This is a genomic window from Paraburkholderia sp. GAS333 (assembly GCF_050435665.1).
Classification (GTDB): Bacteria; Pseudomonadota; Gammaproteobacteria; order Burkholderiales; family Burkholderiaceae; genus Paraburkholderia; species Paraburkholderia fungorum_A.
The window spans coordinates 1-21,046 of record NZ_JBNDKS010000016.1 but is presented as its reverse complement, the minus strand read 5'-3'; the positions used below and the strand labels follow the sequence as shown (position 1 = coordinate 21,046).

Genomic DNA, 21,046 nt, shown 5'->3' with positions numbered 1-21,046 from the left:
CTCGCTTACTCGATACGCAGCGTCGTCACGCGATCGCTCTTGCCGCCCTCGAACGCCTTCGCGTCCGGTTGATACATGCGGAAGTAGCGCGCGGGCGGCAACGTAAAGGTGCCCGGCAGCGCGAAGCGCACCAGTTGCCGCAACGTAACCGGCCGGTCGAGCAACGGCACCGGTTGATGATACGAAAGCTCGCCCATCTCATACGATGCCGCGCGCTGGAACGGCTGCGGGCCGCTGCCGCCGTCCTTCACACCCGGCAGACCGTCGATCGACACGCCCCAGCTCGTCGCCTCGACATCGCCGCCCGGCGGCAGCGGCACGTCGAGCAGACCGTAGTGGTACGCATTGCCCGAGCGCGGCGTGAGCGTCACTTCGTCGACGTACAGCGCGTTGCTGTCGATCGCATCGCCCTGCTTCACCAGACGTGCAGTGAACGAAGCGCGTCCCAACTGGCTCGCGGCGGGCGCGTCCTTCTTCGGGTCGGCGGCCGGTGCATCGAGCGGTACGAGTTTGTAGAAACGACGCTCGATCGTGATGTTCAAACGGCTGTCCTCACTCGTATGACTGCGGAACGAGACGAGCGCGTTGACGTCCGTGCGCGCAGCGCCCGCGTCGAGCGTCGTCGGCAGCGCAGCGCCGGTCCATTTATAAAGCGGCGTGCCCGTCGCCGTCGACGCACGCGTCCAGCCCGCGCCTTGCAACGATGGCAACGCCCCGGCCGCAACATCGCCGCCAAGCGCCTTGCGCAACCACAACAACGTCAACGCGCGATCGAGGGTCGGGTAATCGGCACTGCTTTTTGCAAGCAACGCCGATGTGTCGATAGCCGCGCCGCCGTTATCGCCGGACATGAACAGCAGGCTCTGTACGAGCGGCGCGGTGTCGCCGGTCAGCGCTGCGCGCGCGGCGCTTGCGGCTGCGTCGAAGCCATCCGGCAACTGCGCGCTCGCACTGCGCGCCATGTTCGCGATCAACAGCGTCGCCATCTGCTTGCCGCGCGGCGAATCGGCTTGCGCGAAGACAATGCTGTCCGATGCGCCATAGGTGCCGTTGCGGGCGGGCGTTTTTGCTGCCGAGGCTGCCGTGGCCGCCGCGTCGCTCAGCAAATCCGACGCCACGCCCGACACCGGCGTCGCGACCGGCAAGCCCATCTGCTGCATGAGCCACAACGCCAATGCGCGATGCAGCAGCGGCTCCTTGGCACCGGCATCGCGATACACGTCCATCGCGTGCTGCCAGTTGTCGGCGGGCAGCGTGATGCCGAGGCTGCGGCTCGCGAGCCAATCCGCGTAGTACGCGTAGGCCGTGATCAGCGCGCTGCCGCCCGTGGTATCGCCCCACCAGCCGAACGTGCCGCCGACACCCGCCAGCATCGCCAGCCGCTGCCGCTGATTGCGCAGTAGCGCTTCGAGCCCCTGAGTCGAACTCGCGCTGTCGCCGTGGCCGATTGCGTCGTGTGCGAGCGCAAGCGGAATCAACCGGCTCGATGTCTGCTCGGCGCATCCGTACGGGTAATTGATCAAGTCGTCGGCGACGCGCATGAACTGGCTCGCCGCGTTGCCGATAAACCGCACGCTCACATCCTGCGCATCCTGCGGCAGATTGAGCGGTGCATTCGAGCCGTCCAGCGCGACCGTGTTCTGATGCAGATCGAGCCAGCCGCCCGCATCGAGGTGAATCGTGGTCTGCAGACGGTCGACGTCTTTACCGCCGCTGCGCAACGTCGCGTTGATCACGCCGGCCTTCAGCGCGCCCGTCGGCAGACGCAGATAGTTCGCGCCGCGCCTGAGCGTCACCTTCTGGTTCAGCGACAACCCGCCGCCGTCGACCACCCATTGCGCGTCCATATCCGCATCGGTCTGATTGAACGCGATCATGTCGATCGCGGGTTGATCGTCGGTACGGAAATGCGACGGGCCGCTCCACTTCAGATACAGCGCCTTGTCCGAACGCACATACGCGGTACGCTGACCGACCATGCCGTCCGGCGCGGCCGCGCGCACCGTGATGCGCCAGCGCGCGAGCGAGTCGGGCATCCTGAAGCTCATCGTGGCGTGACCGTTCGCGTCGGTTTTCAGGTTGCCTTCCCACGCGGCCGTGTCCTGATCGTCGCGACGCGGACGTTCGAGCACTTTCACACCGCGCTCGTTGTAGTTAGCGCGTTGCGGACCGCCCGGCGCGCCCTTCAACGGCGAACGCGCGAGGTCGTAAGTGATGAACGACAAACTCGACGACGTGCGCACGTTGTTGCGTCGCGGGTGATAGAAAAAGTCGACGATATTCGGCGCGATTTCCGGCTGCAACACATAGACCATTTCGTCGACCACGCTGACGGTCAGATTGGCGGCTTCCGGTTTGCCGTTCAACGTGCTGTCGAAATTCAGCGTGACCGTATCGCCGGGGCCATACACCGGCTTGTCGCTCTTCACGTTCAGTTCGATCTGCGGCTGTGCGACGACGATGCCTGCGTTCTGGAACACGTATTCGCCCGCGTGAACGTACAGCACCGAGAACGTCATGTTCGGCGCGAAGTCGGCGTCGACCTTGATACGCGCCTTCCATTGCGACGGCGCGACCTTTTGCAGTTGCAGCCAGTCGCCACCGGCGCTCAACAATGCGCGGCGTTCGACGTTGTCGCGTTCGAGCGTGAGCAACGCGTCGTCGACCGGCATCGGGAACGTGATCAGCGCTTCGGCGGTGTCGCCAATCTTGTACCTGTCGCGATCAAACACGATTTCGACGCTGCCCGGAATCGCCTTCAGACCATCGCCCGCGACCCAATGGCTGGCGGCGGCGAGCAGATTGCCGTTGTCGTCCTTGACCGACAGCATGTATGAGCCCGGCGCGTCGAACGTCACCGGGAACGACAGTTTGGCTGCGCCCTTCGAGCCATTCGCCGTGCTCGCCAACGCGCCTTCGCCATGCGTCTGCGATTCGAGGCGCGTCCATTCCCACTTCGACGGCGGATGCGACGAAGCATCGACCGCGCCGAGTGCCTGCAAGTCGAACGTGACCGCCTCCTTCGGCTGCGAGAACGACTTCGCCGTCGTCAGCCGATACGGCGTCGCGCCGCGCGCAATCAGCACTTCGCGCGTTACGCGCACCTTGTAGGCCGCGCCGTCCTGCGCGAACAGCGTCAACGCATAGCGGCTCGGTTCCGTTGCAGCGGGCAGCGTGAGGCTCGCATTGCCGTCGCTGTCGGTCTTCAACTCCTGCTGTTCGAGCTTGATCGGGAACAGTCCGGCGTAACGCAATTCGCCGTCGACGATCGTCACCTTCTGCGCGCGCAGCGTGACCGAGATCTTGCTGTCGCGCACCGGTTTGCCGTCCGGGTAGCGCAATTGAATTTTGCCCTTCAACGGCTCGCCGGTTGCGTAATCGGCTTTGTCCATCGACAGGTTCACGTCGAAGTGCGGCTTCACATAGTCGGCGACGCGAAATGCGCTGCCGTATACATCGCCGTTGTAATCGAAGCGCAGCGTGTAGCCGCCGGCGGTCGCATCGGCGGGCAAGGTGAAGGCCGTATCCGCGCCGGTGTCGGACGCGAAATGGACCTTGCTGGTCGCCACCGGCGCACCGTTCGGATCGAGCACGTCGAGTTTGATATCGGCCTCGGCAGGCGCCGACGATTGCGTTGCGTTCTGGAACGTCCGGCCGATGAACTTCACATGCACCGGATCGCCCGGCCGGTACATCGGCCGGTCGGTCACCGCGTAGATCTTCGTGTTGTAGATCTCGCTGTCGTAATAGAAGTTTTCGGAGACGAACACGCCGCCCTGCGGATCGACGCCCAGCACATAGCTGCGCTCGGGGCTCACGTGCTGCAGCACCAGCGCGCCGTCGTTGCCGGTCGTGCCGCTCTGCAATACGCCGACGCCGTCGGTCCAACTCACGTCCGTGTTCGCGACGGGCTTGCCGTTATCGCGCCGCGTGGTCCATACCAGCATCCCGCTCGACGCCGCTTTCACGACCGCCACCGTGTCCGACACGAACAGCAGCGTATGCGCGCGATAGTTGCCGATCACCGCCTCGACGATATACAGCCCCGGCGGCAGCTTGCCGACCGGAATCATCACGTTGCCGGAACTGGCTTCGATGAAATTGCTACTGCTGCCCGCGAGATCCACGCCCTTGGGCGGCTCGATCACCTTCGCATCCCAGATCGGGTAGCGGAAACGCGCGGTCACGTCGTAGCCTTTCAGCGGCGCAAATTGCGAGTTCTGCTCGAAGTGCGTCGGCGCGCCGGTCTGTTCGCCCAGTTTGAATTGCGGCGCGGCTTCGGTCGCCTTGCTGCGGGTCGCGAACGACAGCACGCGCTGCCAGGCGCGGCGTGCCTCGGTGTACCAGCGGTCCCACAAATACGCGAGCGTGTTGGCGAGCCCTTCGCCCTGATAATTCGGCGCAACGTTCAGCCGATGCAGGTTCTTCTGCGCCTTCAAAAACTCCAGCGGTTTCGGCACGCGATAAACGACGATATCCGCGCCGCCATAGCCTTGCAGCGTGTCCTTGAAGTCGCGGCCCGGCGCTTCGAGCCGCACCTGCGCGACCTGATCGCTGCCGAAGCTCGCGTCGGAGAGCAGGAAGAACGGCTGGCCGTCGACTTTCTGCGAATTGAAGTTGCTCGACGGCGCGCTCTGCAAGGTCGGATTCGCGGCGATGCTGGTATCGGCGGCGCTGCTCGATGCGCTGTCGTCGGCATAGGCGGATGGCGGCGCCACCGCGAGCGTCAGCATCGCGAGCAACGCCGCGAACATGAATGCCGCGCGACGGCGCGCATTGGCAAACCAGCCCTTCGATGAGGTGACGGAATTCATTCGGCTCATGGTGTCAAAAAGTCCAGACGGAACACGCCCACGAAGTTCGGATTGCCGTCGAGCGGCTGCCAGCGGGAATCTTTCCATTGCATCAGGTCGGAAACGGCGACCGCGCGCAGACCGGTATCGGTCGGCGTCACGGTGCCTGTGTGATAAGCGATGTAGCGATCCAGCCAGATCATCAGATGCTGGTCGTCGCCCTGATCGAAGAACAGCAGGTCGCCGGGCAGCGCCTGGTTGACGTCCTTCGAGACAAAACGGCTGTTGCGTTGAATCAGCGCAATCGCCGACGCATACGCGCCGGTCGATCCGTCGAGTTGCGTCCAGCGATTCGCGAGCGTGCGTTGCGACGCGGACAGTTGCAGTTCAGGCGGCATGCTGCCGGTATCCGCGAGGCCGGTCATGCCGTTTGCGCGCAGCCATTTGGTGTCGTGCGCCTTCAACGTTTCGCCGACCGCGAAGCGCACGAGACCCGCGCAATCGCGTTGGGTCCAGCGCGGCGTGGGGCCGCGCCGCATCTGCTGATCGACGATGCGCACGAACCACGCGCGGAATGCCGCGGATTGTTCGGGTGAGAGCGCGTCGGGATCGGGTGAGGCGGTGGCTGAGGTGAGCGCGTGCGCGTAGGGCGCGAGGCTAGCCAGAGCGATCAGGGACGCGGCGTGCGCGAGCCAGTTGCGGCGGGCGGGGGCGGGCTCGTGGCGCGTGCCTGGCGCTGCACGCACATGAGACGCCTCGCCGACAGCACGCGCGGCGCGGCAACGGCGCAGCCGCTCAACCGCCGCCGTCACACGCGCCGCCAGCGTCTCGGTCTCCGCGCGCAAAACGCGAGCGCGGCGCACTCAATCGCCCTCTGTGCCGGGTTGATCCGCAGGCGTGTCCAGCGCGCCCGCGCCTGCATCGGCCGAACCCGCATCGCCCTTCGCGCGATCGAACCACCATTCCACCGGCACCCATCCCGCCGAACCCGGCAGATGTTGCGGCAGCGTGAGCGAAACCGGCGGATAGTGCGCGAGCGCATGCAGCTTCGGCACCAGATGCGTGCGCGACGCATTGCGGAACACAGCTTCCTGATCGACCGGCAACGCGGAGGCCGCCTCGCGTTCGACCAGCGCCGCCGCCGACGAAGGCGTCAACGTCAGGATCGTGCGCGGCAGACGCTGCGGCGCGAGCGTGTCGGCGAGCGCCGGGTAGCGCTTGTCGAGCACGGCGAGCGTGTCGTCGACGAGTCGGCTGTCCGGCGAAAAAATCAGGTAGCCGTGAGCGAGCGCGAGCGTCACCGGGAAATACCGCTCCGCCGACAACTGCGACGCGAACGACGCCTTGCTCGCCAGCGCCGTCCCGGAGCGCGCGCTCACGGGACGCTGCCACACGGTGACATCCGCGCCCTGCTCTTTCGTCGTGACCGGCAACCGCCGATAACCCGAATCGGCGTTAGCGGCATTAGCGGCCTTGGCTTCATAAGCGCCGATCACGTCGCCAAACGTCTTGCCGAGCGCACTCTTTAACGCTGCGACGCTCGCCGCGTCCTGCGTTTTCACGCGCGCGACGAAAACCGGCGCGACCAGCGTCGACTTTGCGTACCAGCACACGGCCGCGGGGCCGGTGAGTTGATCGCCGATAGCGGTCGCGCCGCCTGCATCCGCCGTCACCTTGCCTAGCAGGCCCGACGCCTCTTTCCAGTCCGCCGGCAAGCTCGCACAGGCCGCCGGGTTGGCCGGCAACGCGCGCCATAAATCGGCGCTGTTCCACTGTTGCGGCAGCTTGTCCGGGTCGATCAGCGCCGAGGTCTGCCAGTTCGCCGCAGCATTGCCATTCGACGAAAAATCGAAGCGCAACGCGTTGATGCCGGAGAAAAACGCCTGATAACCGAACGACAGATAGTTCGCCGACACCACCAGCCGATGCCCCTTCGGCGTATCGCCGGCCGCATCGAGCTGATAGGCGCTCGCCGAATCGTCGTGACCCGACGACAGCATCGCGGACACGGCATCGGCGCGGTCGCTCAGCAAGCCGCCCTTTTCGTCGAGCAGCACGCCGGGCGCGGACAGCACCACGAGGCGGTCGTCTTTCGTGGCGAACAGCAGCGTGCGCCCCACCGCCAGCTTCAATGCGTAGACGGGTACGTCGCCGGATAGCTTGGCGACCTGGCTCAATTGCGAATCGCTGGCGGCGACGTTGCCGATGCCTTGCAGCAGTTTGGCCAGGCCGTTGCGATGCATGGACATGACCCAGTAGCCGAGGCGGCCATCGGGCGAGCGCCACAGCAATACGTGCGCGGGTTCGTCGAAGACGCGGCGTATCAGTTCTTCGCGCCAGTCGAGTTGATGCTCGAACGCGAGCCGCCGCAATGCGCCTTCGGCTGAGAGCCGCGTGTTGTCCGACTCGTAATAGTCGACGAAGTCTTGTGTGAGCACGTCGTGCAGCAGTGGCACACGCAGAATATCGCGCGGCAGACGCGACAGCGCCTCGCTGTCGATCACCGCGTCGGGACGATGAATATCGAACGCCAGTGCTTCGGTGCCGGTCGCCTTGCGATGCGCAAACGGACGCCACACCGCCTGAATAACCACGCCGGTTACGATCAGAAGACCGACTACCAGGATTGCAATGTTTTTACGCGACATCTTCATCTGATTTCTTCTGGTTCGATGCGACGGTATTAACGTAGATGCGTGACGGATTAAGCGCGCTTAATCAATCTCCAAGGGCAGCGATGATAACCGATGTTTTTGACTATTAGCCAGTATTCGCATGTCATTTAACAAACGGCTGACTTTTCTGCGGTGGCACGGTGAGAATTCAAAGCCTGTTTATAAGCGCGTCAACGCGAGTATCTATTAGCTTCGCCCGATCGGGTTAAATCGTTGCGAGTACGATAAAACTCCGTTGGAAGACTGCGTCTGCCTATTCCAGCTGGTGCGGAATAACGCCGAATCGCGTTTATCCGCACAAATTACCGGATCCCGCCCTGACTGTATGGCGCATTTTCCGCAAATTTCTATTTGGCAAGGACAAGAGCAGTCAAACAGCGGTTCCATTCTCCGCAAGCCGATTTGGATAATGGTCCGTCGAATCACATGGAAAGAACCGGAACGCGAGGCTGCGTGAATATTATTTTTCGAGATACAGCACCCGCAAAAAACATCCATTCCGTTTGATACCGGCGAATGAAAAACGGACGCGTTTTAAATCTGCATTACTCGCGCGTCTATACGACGTTTTTTTCCACTATCGGCCGGTTTTCAAGCACGCGCGCGAAGCTCAACGAATCCAGATCGAGTGTCGTATAGCGTCCGTGCAAAATGAGTTCGCTGATGCCACGGCCGGTTGCCGGTCCCTGCTGCAAACCGTGGCCGCTAAAACCGTTGGCGAAAATGCAGTTGGCAACGTCAGGGTGATAGCCGATGACCGCGTTCTGGTCGAGCACGTTGTACTCGTAATAGCCGGACCAGCAGTTCTGCACCCGCAGCGCCTCGAATTGCGGCACGCGATGCGCAAGCGTCGGCCAGATCACCTCGTCGAACAACGCGTGATCGACCTCGTCGAGCGGCAGATCGTCTGGGTCGTTATCGGCGGAAGGCGACGTGCCGCATATAAACGATTGCCCTTCGGGCCGGAAATACACGCCGCTGGGATCGATCAGTAACGGGCACCGTTCGAGTTTCGCCGGCGACGTGACATTGAAAATACTCCGCCGCCGCGCGTAAACCGGCAGATCGATGCCGACCATCTGCGCGATTTTGCGCGACCACGCACCGCCGGCGTTCACCACCACGTCGCACCCGAAGGTTTCGCCGTTCGCGCTCTGCACATGCGTGACGCGATTGCCTGTGCGATGCATCGCCGTGATATCGGCAGCGACATAACGCGCGCCGAGCGCCTGCGCTTTTTTGCGCAGCGCCTGCACCAGACCGTAGCCGTCGAACCAGCCCTCGCCGCTTTCACCGTACGCACCCGCCGCGAGGTCTTCGGTATTGAGCCACGGAAAGCGCGCCTGCAAGCCATGTGTGTCGAGCAGGCTGATATCCGCGCCAAGACGCGTTTGCAGCGCGTGGTTTTCACGCAGCGTCGGCATGCCTACGGGCGTCGCGAGAAAGAGATAGCCGCCTTCGTGCAAATCAATCGAAGGTTGCGTGCCGTCGACTTCGAGCCGCTCGCCGATCGAGCGTAAAAACTCGATGCCGAACAGCGACATCTGAATGGAAAGCGGCGTGGAGAATTGCTGGCGGATCGATGCCGCCGACAACGCCGACGACGAACGCGCGTAAGTCGGATCGCGCTCTATCACCGTGACGCTGACTGTCGGATCGGACAGCCGCAAGAAATACGCAATCGAGCTGCCGATCACCCCACCGCCGACGATCACGACTTTGGAACTCACGTCTTACTCCACGAATAGCGTGGCCGCTCTGAAAACGCCGGGCGGCGCAAACGGATTGCCTGGGTGTACGGCAGCGCAGACGAAGCGCGGCGACGAAATTTACGCTCTCGCCGCCACCGCGTTTCGCCAAAACCCGCTCGATCAATCGATATTGAAATCGATCCCCTGCGCGAGCGGCAATGCCGACGAATAGTTGACCGTGTTGGTCGCGCGGCGCATGTAGGCCTTCCACGCATCCGAGCCCGACTCGCGGCCGCCGCCGGTTTCCTTCTCGCCGCCGAACGCGCCGCCGATTTCAGCGCCGCTCGGCCCGATATTCACGTTCGCAATGCCGCAATCGCTGCCCGAATCGGACAGGAAACGCTCGGCTTCGCGCAGGTCGGTGGTAAACACGCACGACGACAGACCGTGAACCGCTGCATTGTTCGCTTCGACGGCGTCGGCGAAATCGGTGTAGCGCAGCACGTACAGGATCGGCGCGAAGGTTTCCTTCAGCACGACCGCCGTTTGCGACGGCATTTCGACGATCGCCGGGCGCACGTAGTAACCGCCCTCGTAGCCCTTTACCTCGACGCGCTCGCCGCCGTGCACCTTGCCGCCCTCGGCTGCGGCCTGTTGCAGCGCTTCCTGCATGCGTGCATACGATTGCTGGTCGATCAGCGGGCCCATCAGCGTGCCTTTTTCGAGCGGATTGCCGAGCGGCACCTTGCGATAAAGCTGCGTCAGACGTTCGATGGTTTTGTCGTACACGCTGTCGTGCACGAACAGACGCCGCAACGACGTGCAGCGCTGCCCCGCCGTCCCCACCGCCGAGAACAGGATGCCGCGCATCGCGAGTTCATGGTCGGCGGTTTGCGTGACGATGCCCGCGTTATTGCCGCCGAGTTCCAGCAGCGAGCGCCCGAAGCGCTTCGCCACTTCCACGCCGACCGTGCGGCCCATTTCGGTGCTGCCGGTCGCGCTGACGATCGACGCGCGCGGGTCCGCCACCAGCTTCGCGCCCACGTCGCGGCCGCCGTTGATCAGCGCGGTCAGGCCGGCGGGTGCGTCACCGAATTCCTGCAGCGCTTCGTTGAGAATCTGATTGACGGCGAGCGCGGTCAGCGGCGTCTTTTCGGACGGCTTCCAGATCACCGCGTTGCCGCAGACCAGCGCGAGCGCCGCGTTCCACGACCAAACCGCTGCCGGGAAATTGAACGCCGAAATCACGACGCAGGTGCCCATGGGATGCCAGGTTTCCGCCATCCGGTGACCCGGCCGTTCCGACGCGATGGTCAGGCCGTACAACTGGCGCGACAGACCGACTGCGAAATCGCAGATGTCGATCATTTCCTGCACTTCGCCCATGCCTTCCTGGAGGATCTTGCCGGTTTCGAGCGTGATGATGCTGCCCAGCGCCTGCTTCTTTTCACGCAGACGATTGCCGAGCAGCCGCACCAGTTCGCCGCGACGCGGCGCGGGCACGTTACGCCACGCCGTGTACGCGTGCTTCGCATTGGCGAGGGCCGTGTCCACTTCCGCCGCCGTGTTGATGGCCACGCGGCCAATGAGTTCGCCGGTGATGGGCGAATGAACCGCGAGATCGCCGGCCTGCGCCGCGTGCGCGATGCCGAGGTCGGCGAGGATGCTGGAAGCGTCCATGAAAAACCCCTTTAATTTCCGATACGAAACAAGAGTAAGTTCGGAAACTATACACGTGGGTTTTTATGGCGGCAAGGTGGAGCATCCAGCCATAAAGAGCTGGGATGAGACGCCACGGCCGCTCGCAAAACGTTGATTTTCTTCGAAAAGCTTGGCTGACTTCGCTTGACGGGAGGTAGCCGTCATTCTCCGGCTGCGGGTAGAAACCGGTCTCCGCGCTGGCGATTCTATTTTTTAAGCAAGCCCGGATGCTTGCCGAAGAACGACACGAAGAGAAACCTCGTTTCCCTTCGGAAATTCCCTGGGTTGTATCTGGCACGTCGTTGGTTGACGTGGTTACCGCGCCTGCCTCGCGGCACCTCGCCCTCAAGAATCCCATCCAGAAGATGTCGCCGTATTACACGCTCCAGCGCGCCGCCCGCTCGCGGCCCACACCGCCGGTGGCTTCGAGCGCCTCTGCATTTTCATGACATCCGGCGACACAGTTTCCGCGTGGCCTTTCGCCGGGCAGCCCACTACATTGCCCTCAGCCGACGCGCCAGCAGTCATGTCCCGCAGACGACGCGTCCCATCTCACTCCGTTATCTGCCCGCCATGATGAACCTTGGAAAAATCTCGCTTTGCGTCACGTTATTCGTGATCGGCGTCTCGCTGATCGAAGCCTGCGTGCTCACCTACAAACAGCGCGGCAGCGCCGCGCCTTTCGAATGGTACGAGGTGTGGATTTCACTCGCCGACGTCGCCGGTCGCAAGCTGCTCGCGCTGCTGCCGCTTTCGCTCGCGACGCCGGTGTTCGCGTTCGCCTGGGATCACCGGCTGTTTACTGTGACGCTCAACAGCGCGCTGACGCTGTTGCTGCTCTTTATCGGCCAGGAATTCTGCTACTACTGGTACCACCGCGCGTCGCATCGAATCCGCTTTTTCTGGGCGACGCATGCAGTTCATCATTCGCCGAATCAACTGACGCTTTCCTCTGCGTACCGGCTCGGACTGACCGGCAAACTGACCGGCTCGGCGATATTTTTCGCGCCGCTCGTGTGGCTCGGCGTGCGCCCGGAAATCGTGCTGGCCACGCTGAGTTTCAACCTGCTCTATCAGTTCTGGCTGCACAACACCTGGACGCCGAAACTCGGCTGGCTCGAATACGTGTTCAACACGCCTTCAGCGCATCGCGTGCACCATGCGTCGAACGTCGATTATCTCGATGCGAACTTCGGCGGCGTACTCGTGATATTCGACCGCCTGTTCGGCACCTACGTCGAAGAACGCGAAGACGAACCGTGCCGCTACGGACTGACGACACCGACCCGCTCGCGCAATCCGCTAGTGATCGAATTCGAACATTGGGTCAGCCTTGCGCGCGACATCGGATCGGCGGGCAGCGTGTGGACTGCCATCTGCTACGTGATCCTGCCGCCGGGATGGCGCGCGGACGGTGCCGGCGAATCGACCGAAGCGCTGCGTCAGCGAAATCTGGACGCACGTCGCGCGATTCCTGCCAGCACGCAGGGACGATGAACGGATCTCGCCAAGCCGGTTCGACTTGAGCCCGCCGCCGATATCAGGACAACTTGAAGCGTTCGGTGCGCGCCATGAGCGCCAGTCCGATAACGGCCATACCGCTGAAAAGGGCGGGCAGCAGGAAGACATTCGGAAGACCCAGCCATGCAACGCCGAAGCCGCCCGTCATGCCGCCCAACGCCGATGCAAGCGCCGTCGAACTCATGAAGATGGCCGACGCTGTCGCTACCGCGTCGGGAAGCAGGCGCTGCGCCACGATGATCCCCAAGACCATGAATATGCCCCAGACACCGCCCATGAGAATCTGTCCGGCGAACATGCCCGCTGCGGACGGCCACAGCGCAAAGCAGAGATTGGCGAATATCCCCATCGCGGCGGCGATACACATCAACCACACGTTGCCGAGCCTGCGTCCCAGTCCGATGCTGAACGGCATGATCAGCAGTTCGATAAACGGCTGTATGCCGATGACCGCACCGCGCACGGCCGGACTCAGCTTGAGTTGCTCCTCCATGTAGATCAGCAGGAATCCGTATTTCACAGGCTCTCCGGCATAGACGAGGACGAAGAGCGCCGTGAAGGCCAGCAGGGGAAGCATCGCGCGCAGACCGGTGTGACGCGTCGCGTCACCCGTCTGCTGCGGCTTGAGCTTGCCGACGGGGTTCAGCGTGCCAAGAGGGGCGATCTGCAGAAGCAGGCAGATGGCGGTCATCCAGAGCATCGGGCGAAGGCCGTACGCAGCCGCCACCCACGCACCGAGGACCGGTCCAACGATCCATCCACCGGTCAGCGCCATACGGATGATGGCGACCACGCTCTCATTTGCGTCGCCGGGCTTCTCGCTGAGTTCATCGTGAACGGCCGCAAAAATCTGCGAGGCTGTTGCACCGGAAACAGCCAGCAAAACGACAGCGAGGACGAACGGCACCCAGACCGACGTGGAAAGCGCCAGCCCCGCCCAACCTAGAAAACCCGCGACGGCGCATACGCGAAACAGACCGAGGCGATTGCCCGTGCGATCAGAGTAACGGCCGACGAAATATCCGGCGAACGGAGCGGCAAGACTGGTCAGATAATAAAACCCGGCCAGCGGCAGCGACGCGCCGAGTTCTTTCACGAGGAAGGGCACGATCTGCGGTGCCGCCGCCGACGTGCCGAGCCCCGACAGAAACATCGCAATCGTTGCGCCGAGAAAAAACCGCGAAGCCGCAACCTGGCGCAATGCCGAGTGATTGCCGGCCCGCTCAGGCAGCGTGACAGATTGACTACCGCTTTGGTCCGACATCGCGAAACGTCCCCATGGTTGTTTTTCCCGGACTCGTCCGGTAGCGCCGGTCAATTCGGCGCACGCTGGAGACTAGCGCAACTGGTCCGCGATTTCCATGGTCATGTCGAGATGGTCACTTCAGAACGACGTCCGCAACCCCGCCGTCACCACCCACGGATCGAAGCCCGGCGTCACGGTCGCGTACGTCGAGTTCAGCAATCCGAAGCCCTGCGTCGAATGACTGTTGTTCGAGATCATCGACGCATAGCCGTACAGTTGCGTGCGCTTCGACAGGTAGTACACGTAGCCGACGTTATAAGCCATCGCGCGCGCCTCGGCGTTCTCGATCCGGCGCGCGGCACCGAGTTCGATATCGCCCGGACCCGCCGGAATTTTCGCGTTCAGCAGGAACGACGAAGCAAACCACGCGGTCGCATCGGTGCGCTTCGAGTACACGTAGTTGGCGCCGATCACGTTATTGCCGATCTGATACGTCGCGGTCGCCACCTGCGTCAGTTGTGACGACGCCGTCAGCGTGCTCGTGTTCGCGTAGTACTGGTAGCGATTGAAGCCATAACCGAGCAGCAGCCCGTTCTTCGCGTACTGGACGTTCATGCCGATATGGCTTCATGATGGGTACTCCCTGATCGATCGGTCTCGGCAGCGGGACTTGCTTGACGCAGCAGTCCGGTCGCGGGCCAATCGTTGATTGGAATGAAGTCTTCAGTTTAGGCGAGCGCCATCGGGCATTCCAGCCGCTTCCGCGCAAGGCAGTATTTCAAACAGAGCGACATCAGCCGGTCGACTAAAGCACGCGCGACGGATGGCGGGTTCTTTGCACTGCGTACAGCAGATCTCGAGATTGAGCTTTGCGTTCGGCCTACAGATCACTCACACGACCGATGGAAATCTGCATGGCGTTTCCTTGCCACAAAGCAGCCAACTCCGGCACGCGGCTTCGAAATTAACCCGCATCGATGCGCAATGTCAAACGTGTCTCGAGCGCATCGGGCGGCGCTGATGATGAACGTCCTGAATCGCGCTCGATGTCAGCAGCCTGACGAAGCTCGCGTCGAGCACCTGCACGAAATCGACCGCCCCCTCTCAGCTCACGCGCCTCGTCCCCATTTACCGGTAATGGTTGAACCGCTTACCGCGAGCATCGACTCGCTCTGGGCGAATGGTAAGCCGCTGTATCGAATGCGCCCTTACGCTATTCGCGCACACTCCGGGCGAATGACCCGCACGCGCGGCGTTCAAACAGACCGCGCACGCCAGATCCTCGCACGCAAAAGCGCGTGAACATATCGATTAAAACAAACGGGCACAGCACTTGCTTAATTGTGCGGCTCGACAGCAGGACACAAAGCGGTGCGATTTCGCCCGCGCCGCTGTCAGGGCGGCCCAACGCATAAGCGACGGCCACCCCAACCGAATTTTTCAGGCATAAGCAATATGAGTCGCGTTTTACTGGTAGATGATCAACCCGAAGCATTGTCCGCGCTACGCGCCGTGCTGGTCGGCCGTGGCTACACGGTGGCCACCGCAGCGGACGGCGCCGAAGCTTTCGAGCGCCTGCAGCGCACGCGCGTAAGCGCCGTGGTGTGTGACTGGCGCATGCCCAACATGGACGGCGCCGGGCTGATCGAATCGATGCAGGCGAGAAGTGAACTGGCATCCGTGCCCGTCATCCTGACAAGTGGCAGCGGCGAAACCCCATCGTTGCCAGTGAAGGGTTTTCTCAGGAAACCATTCGCGTTGGACAAGCTGCTGTCGCTGCTGGCCGAATGCGAAAACGGCATGACGGCACCCGCCGTCTGCTGATACTTCCACAGCGTCGCGCACTCATTTGGGGCAGACGTTAGACCGATAAGCGCAGCAACGAGGCATCGGCTGGTTTATCGGACCGCTGCGACCATGCGATTACTGCCCGGGTTCAGGCGATGGCCGCCGTGGCCCGCATGGTCAGATAACCCTCGTGATCTTTGGCCCACAGGTCGATGGTCGTGCCATCGGCGGAAGGCCGGCCGCATACCGTGAACGGTTGACCCGCAAAAGTGGGACGCAGCGCTCTGAACGCGAAGCTTTGCAACGTCGCGCCGGGAAGCTCGCGGCGCACGAGTTCGACCAGCAACGTCGCGATCAGCGGACCATGCACGACCAGGCCGGGATAGCCCTCCACCTGAGTGGCATAGGGGTAGTCGTAGTGAATGCGATGACTGTTGAAGGTCAGCGCCGAGTAGCGGAACAACATCACCGCGTCCGCGTCGATCGTGCGTTGCCACGTTTCACCGTCCGGCGCGCGTTGCGGCTGTTGCGGCCGCGCGCCTTCCTGCGATGCATCGCGGTAGACGATGTCGTGCTCTTCTTCGAGCTTCAGTTCTCCGCCGACTTCGATCGTATGTTGAACCGTGACGAACACGAGACGGCCTGAACGGCCGGTTTTGTCTTCGATATTCGCAATCGTCGACGTGCGCGTGGCCCGCTCGCCGACTTTCAACGGCGCGTGAAACGTCAGCCGGCCGCCGGCCCACATGCGACGCGGCAACGGCACCGGCGGCAAAAAACCGCCGCGCTTCGGATGACCATCTGGACCGGCATCGGACATCGGCGAAACCGGCAGAAAGTACAGCCAGTGCCAGAGCGGGGGCAACGTATCGCCGTTGGCTGAGCCGCTCGCTTCGCAATCAAGCGTGGCTGCCATCGCTGTCAGCGGAAAAGCAGCGATGTCGTCTTTCACCACCTCTTCCTTATCGAGCCAGTCGTCGAGTTTCTCTGAGGAAGCAGACATGGGCCAAGTCTCCAGATGCGCTTGTTGAGTTGATTGAACCGTACTATGAACGAGGCGCTACGGTCTGCGAAGTTCGCATTTTTGCAGCGGTCCTCGGGCTTTTCCTAAGGCTCGCTCGACAGCCTGTGAATGAGAGGCCACAGGTTATTTAAGGCCGAGACGTTTCGCGAGGCGGTTCAGGTTCGCCCGATCGAGCCCTAGCTCGCGCGCCACCGCAGCCCAATTCTGGTTGTGACGCGCCAGGGTATCGAGAACCATGTTTCGCTCGAATTCCGTCACTGCGCTGCGAAAATCCTTTGACACGTTCTGCGCTCCGTCAACCGCCGCTGCTTCCTGAGCCGACGCCGATATCAATGCCGACGCATCGGACAACGCAAAGTCGGCGGCGGTCAAAGTCAGAATGCGCCGGCGTTCGCGATTCGCGGCGAGTGCCTTGAGCGCGCTGCGGCCGATCAGATGTTCGAGTTCACGCACATTTCCCGGCCATGAATAGCGCAGCAACGCAGCCTGCGCATCCGCCGCGAGACGAAGGCTCAACAGCCCGAGCCGCGAGCGATTTTCTTCGAGGAAATACCCGGACAGCAGCAACACGTCGCGGCCGCGTTCGCGCAACGGCGGCACACGTAGCGGATAAACACTCAGCCGATGATAAAAGTCCGCACGAAACCGGCCCGCGCGGACCTCTTCCGCGAGATCGCGATTCGTTGCGGCGATCAACCTGACATCGACCTTGTGTTCGCTATCGGAGCCGATCCGTTGCAATTGTCCGTTCTGCAGAACCCGCAGCAGTTTTGCCTGCGCGACGAGCGGCAACTCGCCGACTTCATCGAGGAAGATCGTGCCGCCATCCGCGAGTTCGAATTTGCCGCGCCGATCCGCCGACGCCCCAGAAAACGCGCCGCGCACGTGACCGAAAAGTTCGCTCTCGACCAGCGTATCCGGCAATGCCGCGCAGTTCAGGCTGATCAGCGGCTTGTTCGCGCGCGACGACAACGCGTGGATCGCGTTGGCGACGAGTTCCTTGCCGACGCCCGTCTCGCCGTTAATCAGCACGGTCAGATCGCTGCCCGCAACGACCTCGATTTCCTTGAGCAGCTGACTTTGAGCATCGCTGCTGCCGATCAACTCACGATGCGTGCCGCTGCTCGCCTGGCGATACGCTTCGGCGCGGCGACGCTCCTCCTCGCCGGTGCGCGCGAGCGTGTCGATGCGCTCCACGACGCTGACGGTAGCGGCCGCCAGGCTGAGGAAGGCGCGAAACGAAGCCATGTCGAGCGAATCGAAACGCGCCGGGTCCAATGCGTCGAGCGTGAGCAGGCCCCACGGTTGTCCACGAATAAACAGCGGACAGCCGAGGCAATCGTGAACATGAAGTTTGCCGGCGACACCTTGCACGAGGCCGTCGTAGGGATCGGGCAAATCGGAATCGGCGGCGAAACGGGTGGGTTCGGCGCGCGATAAAAGCTGCGCGAAACGCGGATGATCGCCGACGCGAAAACGCCGGCCGAGCGTGTCGCTGCTCAAGCCGTCGATAGCGAGCGGCACCAGCGTGTCGCCCTCCAGACGCAATAACGCGGCGGCATCGCCGGGAAACAGCGTACGCAGGCTGCTGAGCAAGCGGCGATAGCGCTCGCGATCGGATAACTCGCGCGACAGGTCGAGGATCAGCGGCGTGAGAGCATCCAGCAGCGCTTCTGCAGTCAAACTGACTGCCTTACTGGTCTCTTTGACCAGGGTCGAATCGACCATTATCGAATCCAGATCGTTGATTTACCTACAGTTTATACCTGGCACGAATCATGGATAGATAGACGCGTTCAGCCGCAGTCCGGCTGACTGCTCATCCATCACACAGGAACGTCACCATGCTCACCGCCGAACACCGCGCCATCATCAAAGCCACGGTTCCCCTCCTCGAAAGCGGGGGAGAAGCGCTGACCACGCATTTCTACAAGATGCTCATGAGTGAACATCCCGAAGTGCGTCCTCTGTTCAATCAGGCCAATCAGGCCAGCGGCGCGCAACCGCGCGCGTTGGCCAACGGCGTGCTGATGTACGCGCGCCATATCGATCAACTCGAACAGCTTGGCGGACTCGTCTCGCAGATTATCAACAAGCATGTCGCGCTGAATATCCAGCCGGAGCATTATCCGGTCGTCGGACAGTGTCTGCTGAGATCGATCCGCGAAGTGCTCGGCGCGGAAATCGCAACGGATGCGGTAATCGAAGCGTGGGCCGCTGCCTATCAGCAACTCGCCGATTTACTGATCGGACTCGAAGAGAAGATGTATGCGGAGCGTGAAGCAGCACCGGGCGGATGGCGTGGTACGCGGGTATTTCGCGTCGCGCGAAAAGTGCGGGAAAGCGATGAGATCATGTCGTTTTATTTGCGTCCGGACGACAACGGCGAGTTGCTGGCGTTTTATCCGGGGCAATATATCGGCGTACGGTTAATGATCGACGGCGAAGAAGTGCGGCGCAATTATTCGCTCTCGGCAATGGCGAATGGTCACGAGTACCGCATTAGCGTGAAGCGCGAACCGAACGGGAAAGTCTCGAACTATCTGCATGAGCGCGTTAATGAAAACGATGCGGTCGAACTGTTTGCGCCGGCCGGTGATTTTAAACTCGAACCCAACGATAAACCGCTGGTGCTGATTAGCGGCGGCGTCGGTATTACGCCGACTCTGGCTATGCTTCAAGCTGCGTTGAAAACCAATCGCGCCGTGCATTTTATTCACGCGGCCCGTCATGGCGGCGTACATGCCTTTCGCGATGCGATTGACGCGTTGGCCGCGCATCATCCGCAATTAAAGCGTTTCTATTGCTATGAACAGCACCGCTCAGGCGATGCAAATGCGCACGGTGTCGGCTATATCGACGAGAAGAGATTGGGAGAATGGTTGCCGGAAACGCGTGACGTCGATGTGTATTATCTCGGGCCGATTGCTTTCATGAAGGCTATCAAAAAGCACCTCAAGGCGATTGGCGTGCCGGAATCGCAAAGCCGGTATGAGTTTTTTGGACCGGCTTCAGCGCTTGAATAGGTTGGCGAGGTGACGGGCGGAATAAAGCATTAATGCCTTATTCCGTTATCGGTAGAAAATGTAGTCGGCGAGATAAGGCGAGCTTCCGGTTTGGTGTTCCGTCGAACATGAAGCCGAAGGCGCCAGCCCGCCGACCGTATGCACGCGCTGGACATAGCGGATCGCTGAAAGCGTGCCGCTGCCGGCCGTGCTATGCGTCTCCAGCAGGAGCTGCGGGATGCTTGCCGGGGTGGCGCTGGGCTGCTGTGCGAGTACGCGCCCCTGAATCCGGCTTCCGTCTTCCGCTTCCCAGGACGGCCCCGCACCATGGCGGACGGCCGCATGCCCGCTTGTGTCGAACAGGATTGCTTGCGGGCTTTTGAATACCCATCCCAGGCGATGCTGAGTGTCGAACTCGCATGAGTACGTTTGCACGCCGGATGCCGCCAGGCTCATCACGCGTTCGGCTTGAGGTGGATCGATGGAAGCAGCGACGGGTGATGACGATGTTGTCGTGCATGCTGCCAGCAGCGACCCCGCGATGGCAGCGAAGATTAGCGACAAACGATTGCTGGGCATGGATTCACCTTGCGGAGATGAAGGGTGAGATAAGGGCGCGCTGTACTCAGTCGACGAGCTCGGCTTCTGAGTATTGTCCGGCTCACACTACACTAAGATTCGATGCGGTACGTCACTTCGTTTCGTCACATTGTCTCGGGAGAACAGCATGAGCGATCAGGAACAGAGCGCGGGCAAAGCGCGTCGTACTCAGGTGATGGGAGCGCCCTTCGTTGATCGCGCGATGAATGGGCTGGACGCGTTCAATCGACCGCTGCAAGAGTGGCTCAACGAACATGCGTGGGGCAGTACCTGGCTTCGGGAGGGTATTGATCTGAAGACGCGCAGTCTGTGCACGTGTGCGATGCTCGCGGCGCTTGGTAAGAGCGCGGAGCTCAAGGGACACGTACGTGGCGCGATTAACAATGGCGCTAGCGTCGTCGAGATTCGCGAGGTACTGCTGCATAGCGCGATCTACGCAGGCGCGCCCGCGGCGGTGGAAGCGTTTCGAAGTGCGCGCGAAGTTCTTGATGAACTCGGACTTTCTATTCCCGATGGAGGTTTTTAGAGTTCTTCTGGAAGGGAGATTTGCTGCTTTTGTTCGCGGATTGACTGCAGCAATTAGGATTCCAGCTTGCCTGAAATTGTGACTGGCGAAAGTGGGTCTATTTGCTCATCGCTTTTTAGCACGTGCGCAAACGATGATGCCGCGTTTCTCTGCACATTTCGGCGGTTAACCGACGCACAAACGGCGAGCGGAGAGTAATTTCATCCGTCTACACATCGCTTTTTCAAATAGATCTGGCGCGCCAAATAGATCAACGTCTGGCGCTTAAATCTGCCGACGTCAGCATCGGATGGCTGAGGGCACTCGCGGCCACCGCGAAGCGCTCGGTTATTCCTGCTCGCTTGCGCTACAACTGCCGTAGCAATCGGAGTTATCAGAACCTGGCCTGTAAACGCAGAAACCCCACCTTTGCGGGGTGGGGTTTCTGATGCTGCTGGGGAGCCTGACGATTACCTACTTTCACACGGGCAATCCGC

At 61.8% G+C, this 21,046-nt stretch carries 14 protein-coding genes; 4 read left to right on the top strand and 10 right to left on the bottom strand.

All coding sequences use genetic code 11. The features are described 5' to 3' along the window. Positions 1 to 5 precede the first annotated feature (5 nt). From ABH945_RS35720 to amaB, 5 genes are all read right to left on the bottom strand, one after another. Entirely contained in the window at positions 6 to 4,823 is a 4,818-nt protein-coding gene (locus ABH945_RS35720; protein WP_429253828.1) for an alpha-2-macroglobulin family protein, read from the bottom strand. Continuing rightward, complete coding sequence (locus tag ABH945_RS35715; RefSeq protein WP_429253831.1) at positions 4,820 to 5,539, bottom strand: DUF1175 domain-containing protein; 720 nt, start codon at positions 5,537 to 5,539, stop codon at positions 4,820 to 4,822. Before ABH945_RS35715 ends, ABH945_RS35720 begins: the two co-directional genes overlap by 4 nt. Positions 5,540 to 5,656: 117 nt before the next feature. Continuing rightward, on the bottom strand, positions 5,657 to 7,447 hold the full coding sequence (locus ABH945_RS35710) for a DUF2138 domain-containing protein (protein ID WP_429253827.1): 1,791 nt from the start codon (positions 7,445 to 7,447) through the stop codon (positions 5,657 to 5,659). 578 nt (positions 7,448 to 8,025) lie between these two features. Continuing rightward, a complete protein-coding gene (locus ABH945_RS35705) occupies positions 8,026 to 9,198 on the bottom strand; it encodes an NAD(P)/FAD-dependent oxidoreductase (protein WP_429253826.1) in 1,173 nt (390 codons plus the stop codon). 141 nt (positions 9,199 to 9,339) lie between these two features. Beyond that, positions 9,340 to 10,839 carry an L-piperidine-6-carboxylate dehydrogenase gene (gene amaB / locus ABH945_RS35700; protein WP_429253825.1) on the bottom strand — a complete coding sequence of 500 codons (1,500 nt, stop codon included), beginning with the start codon at positions 10,837 to 10,839 and terminating at the stop codon, positions 9,340 to 9,342. Between the two features lie 594 nt (positions 10,840 to 11,433). Here amaB and ABH945_RS35695 point away from each other — a divergent pair. Beyond that, on the top strand, positions 11,434 to 12,357 hold the full coding sequence (locus ABH945_RS35695) for a sterol desaturase family protein (protein WP_429253824.1): 924 nt from the start codon (positions 11,434 to 11,436) through the stop codon (positions 12,355 to 12,357). 43 nt (positions 12,358 to 12,400) lie between these two features. On the opposite strand, the gene ABH945_RS35690 is transcribed toward ABH945_RS35695, so the two are convergent. Both ABH945_RS35690 and ABH945_RS35685 read right to left on the bottom strand, forming a co-directional pair. After that, a complete protein-coding gene (locus ABH945_RS35690) occupies positions 12,401 to 13,645 on the bottom strand; it encodes an MFS transporter (protein ID WP_429253823.1) in 1,245 nt (414 codons plus the stop codon). 120 nt (positions 13,646 to 13,765) lie between these two features. After that, positions 13,766 to 14,242, bottom strand: coding sequence for a porin (locus tag ABH945_RS35685; RefSeq protein WP_429253822.1), 477 nt, complete (start codon positions 14,240 to 14,242; stop codon positions 13,766 to 13,768). 840 nt (positions 14,243 to 15,082) lie between these two features. On the opposite strand from ABH945_RS35685, the gene ABH945_RS35680 reads away from it, so the two are divergent. Beyond that, on the top strand, positions 15,083 to 15,451 hold the full coding sequence (locus tag ABH945_RS35680; protein WP_429253821.1) for a response regulator: 369 nt from the start codon (positions 15,083 to 15,085) through the stop codon (positions 15,449 to 15,451). A 112-nt stretch (positions 15,452 to 15,563) separates the two neighbouring features. On the opposite strand, the gene ABH945_RS35675 is transcribed toward ABH945_RS35680, so the two are convergent. Further along, positions 15,564 to 16,418, bottom strand: a complete 855-nt coding sequence (locus ABH945_RS35675; RefSeq protein WP_429253820.1) for an FAS1-like dehydratase domain-containing protein — start codon at positions 16,416 to 16,418, stop codon at positions 15,564 to 15,566. Between the two features lie 144 nt (positions 16,419 to 16,562). Continuing rightward, a complete protein-coding gene (gene norR, locus ABH945_RS35670; RefSeq protein ID WP_429253819.1) occupies positions 16,563 to 18,167 on the bottom strand; it encodes a nitric oxide reductase transcriptional regulator NorR in 1,605 nt (534 codons plus the stop codon). A gap of 116 nt (positions 18,168 to 18,283) precedes the next feature. Between norR and hmpA the strand changes: the two genes are divergently transcribed. Continuing rightward, positions 18,284 to 19,465 carry an NO-inducible flavohemoprotein gene (gene hmpA, locus ABH945_RS35665; protein WP_429253818.1) on the top strand — a complete coding sequence of 394 codons (1,182 nt, stop codon included), beginning with the start codon at positions 18,284 to 18,286 and terminating at the stop codon, positions 19,463 to 19,465. A 45-nt stretch (positions 19,466 to 19,510) separates the two neighbouring features. On the opposite strand, the gene ABH945_RS35660 is transcribed toward hmpA, so the two are convergent. Beyond that, the gene (locus ABH945_RS35660) at positions 19,511 to 20,023 is read right to left on the bottom strand and encodes a DUF3455 domain-containing protein (protein ID WP_429253817.1); all 513 of its coding nucleotides are present in this window, start codon (positions 20,021 to 20,023) and stop codon (positions 19,511 to 19,513) included. A gap of 148 nt (positions 20,024 to 20,171) precedes the next feature. Between ABH945_RS35660 and ABH945_RS35655 the strand changes: the two genes are divergently transcribed. Then, entirely contained in the window at positions 20,172 to 20,570 is a 399-nt protein-coding gene (locus ABH945_RS35655) for a carboxymuconolactone decarboxylase family protein (RefSeq protein WP_429253816.1), read from the top strand. The last annotated feature ends 476 nt before the right edge of the window (positions 20,571 to 21,046 follow it).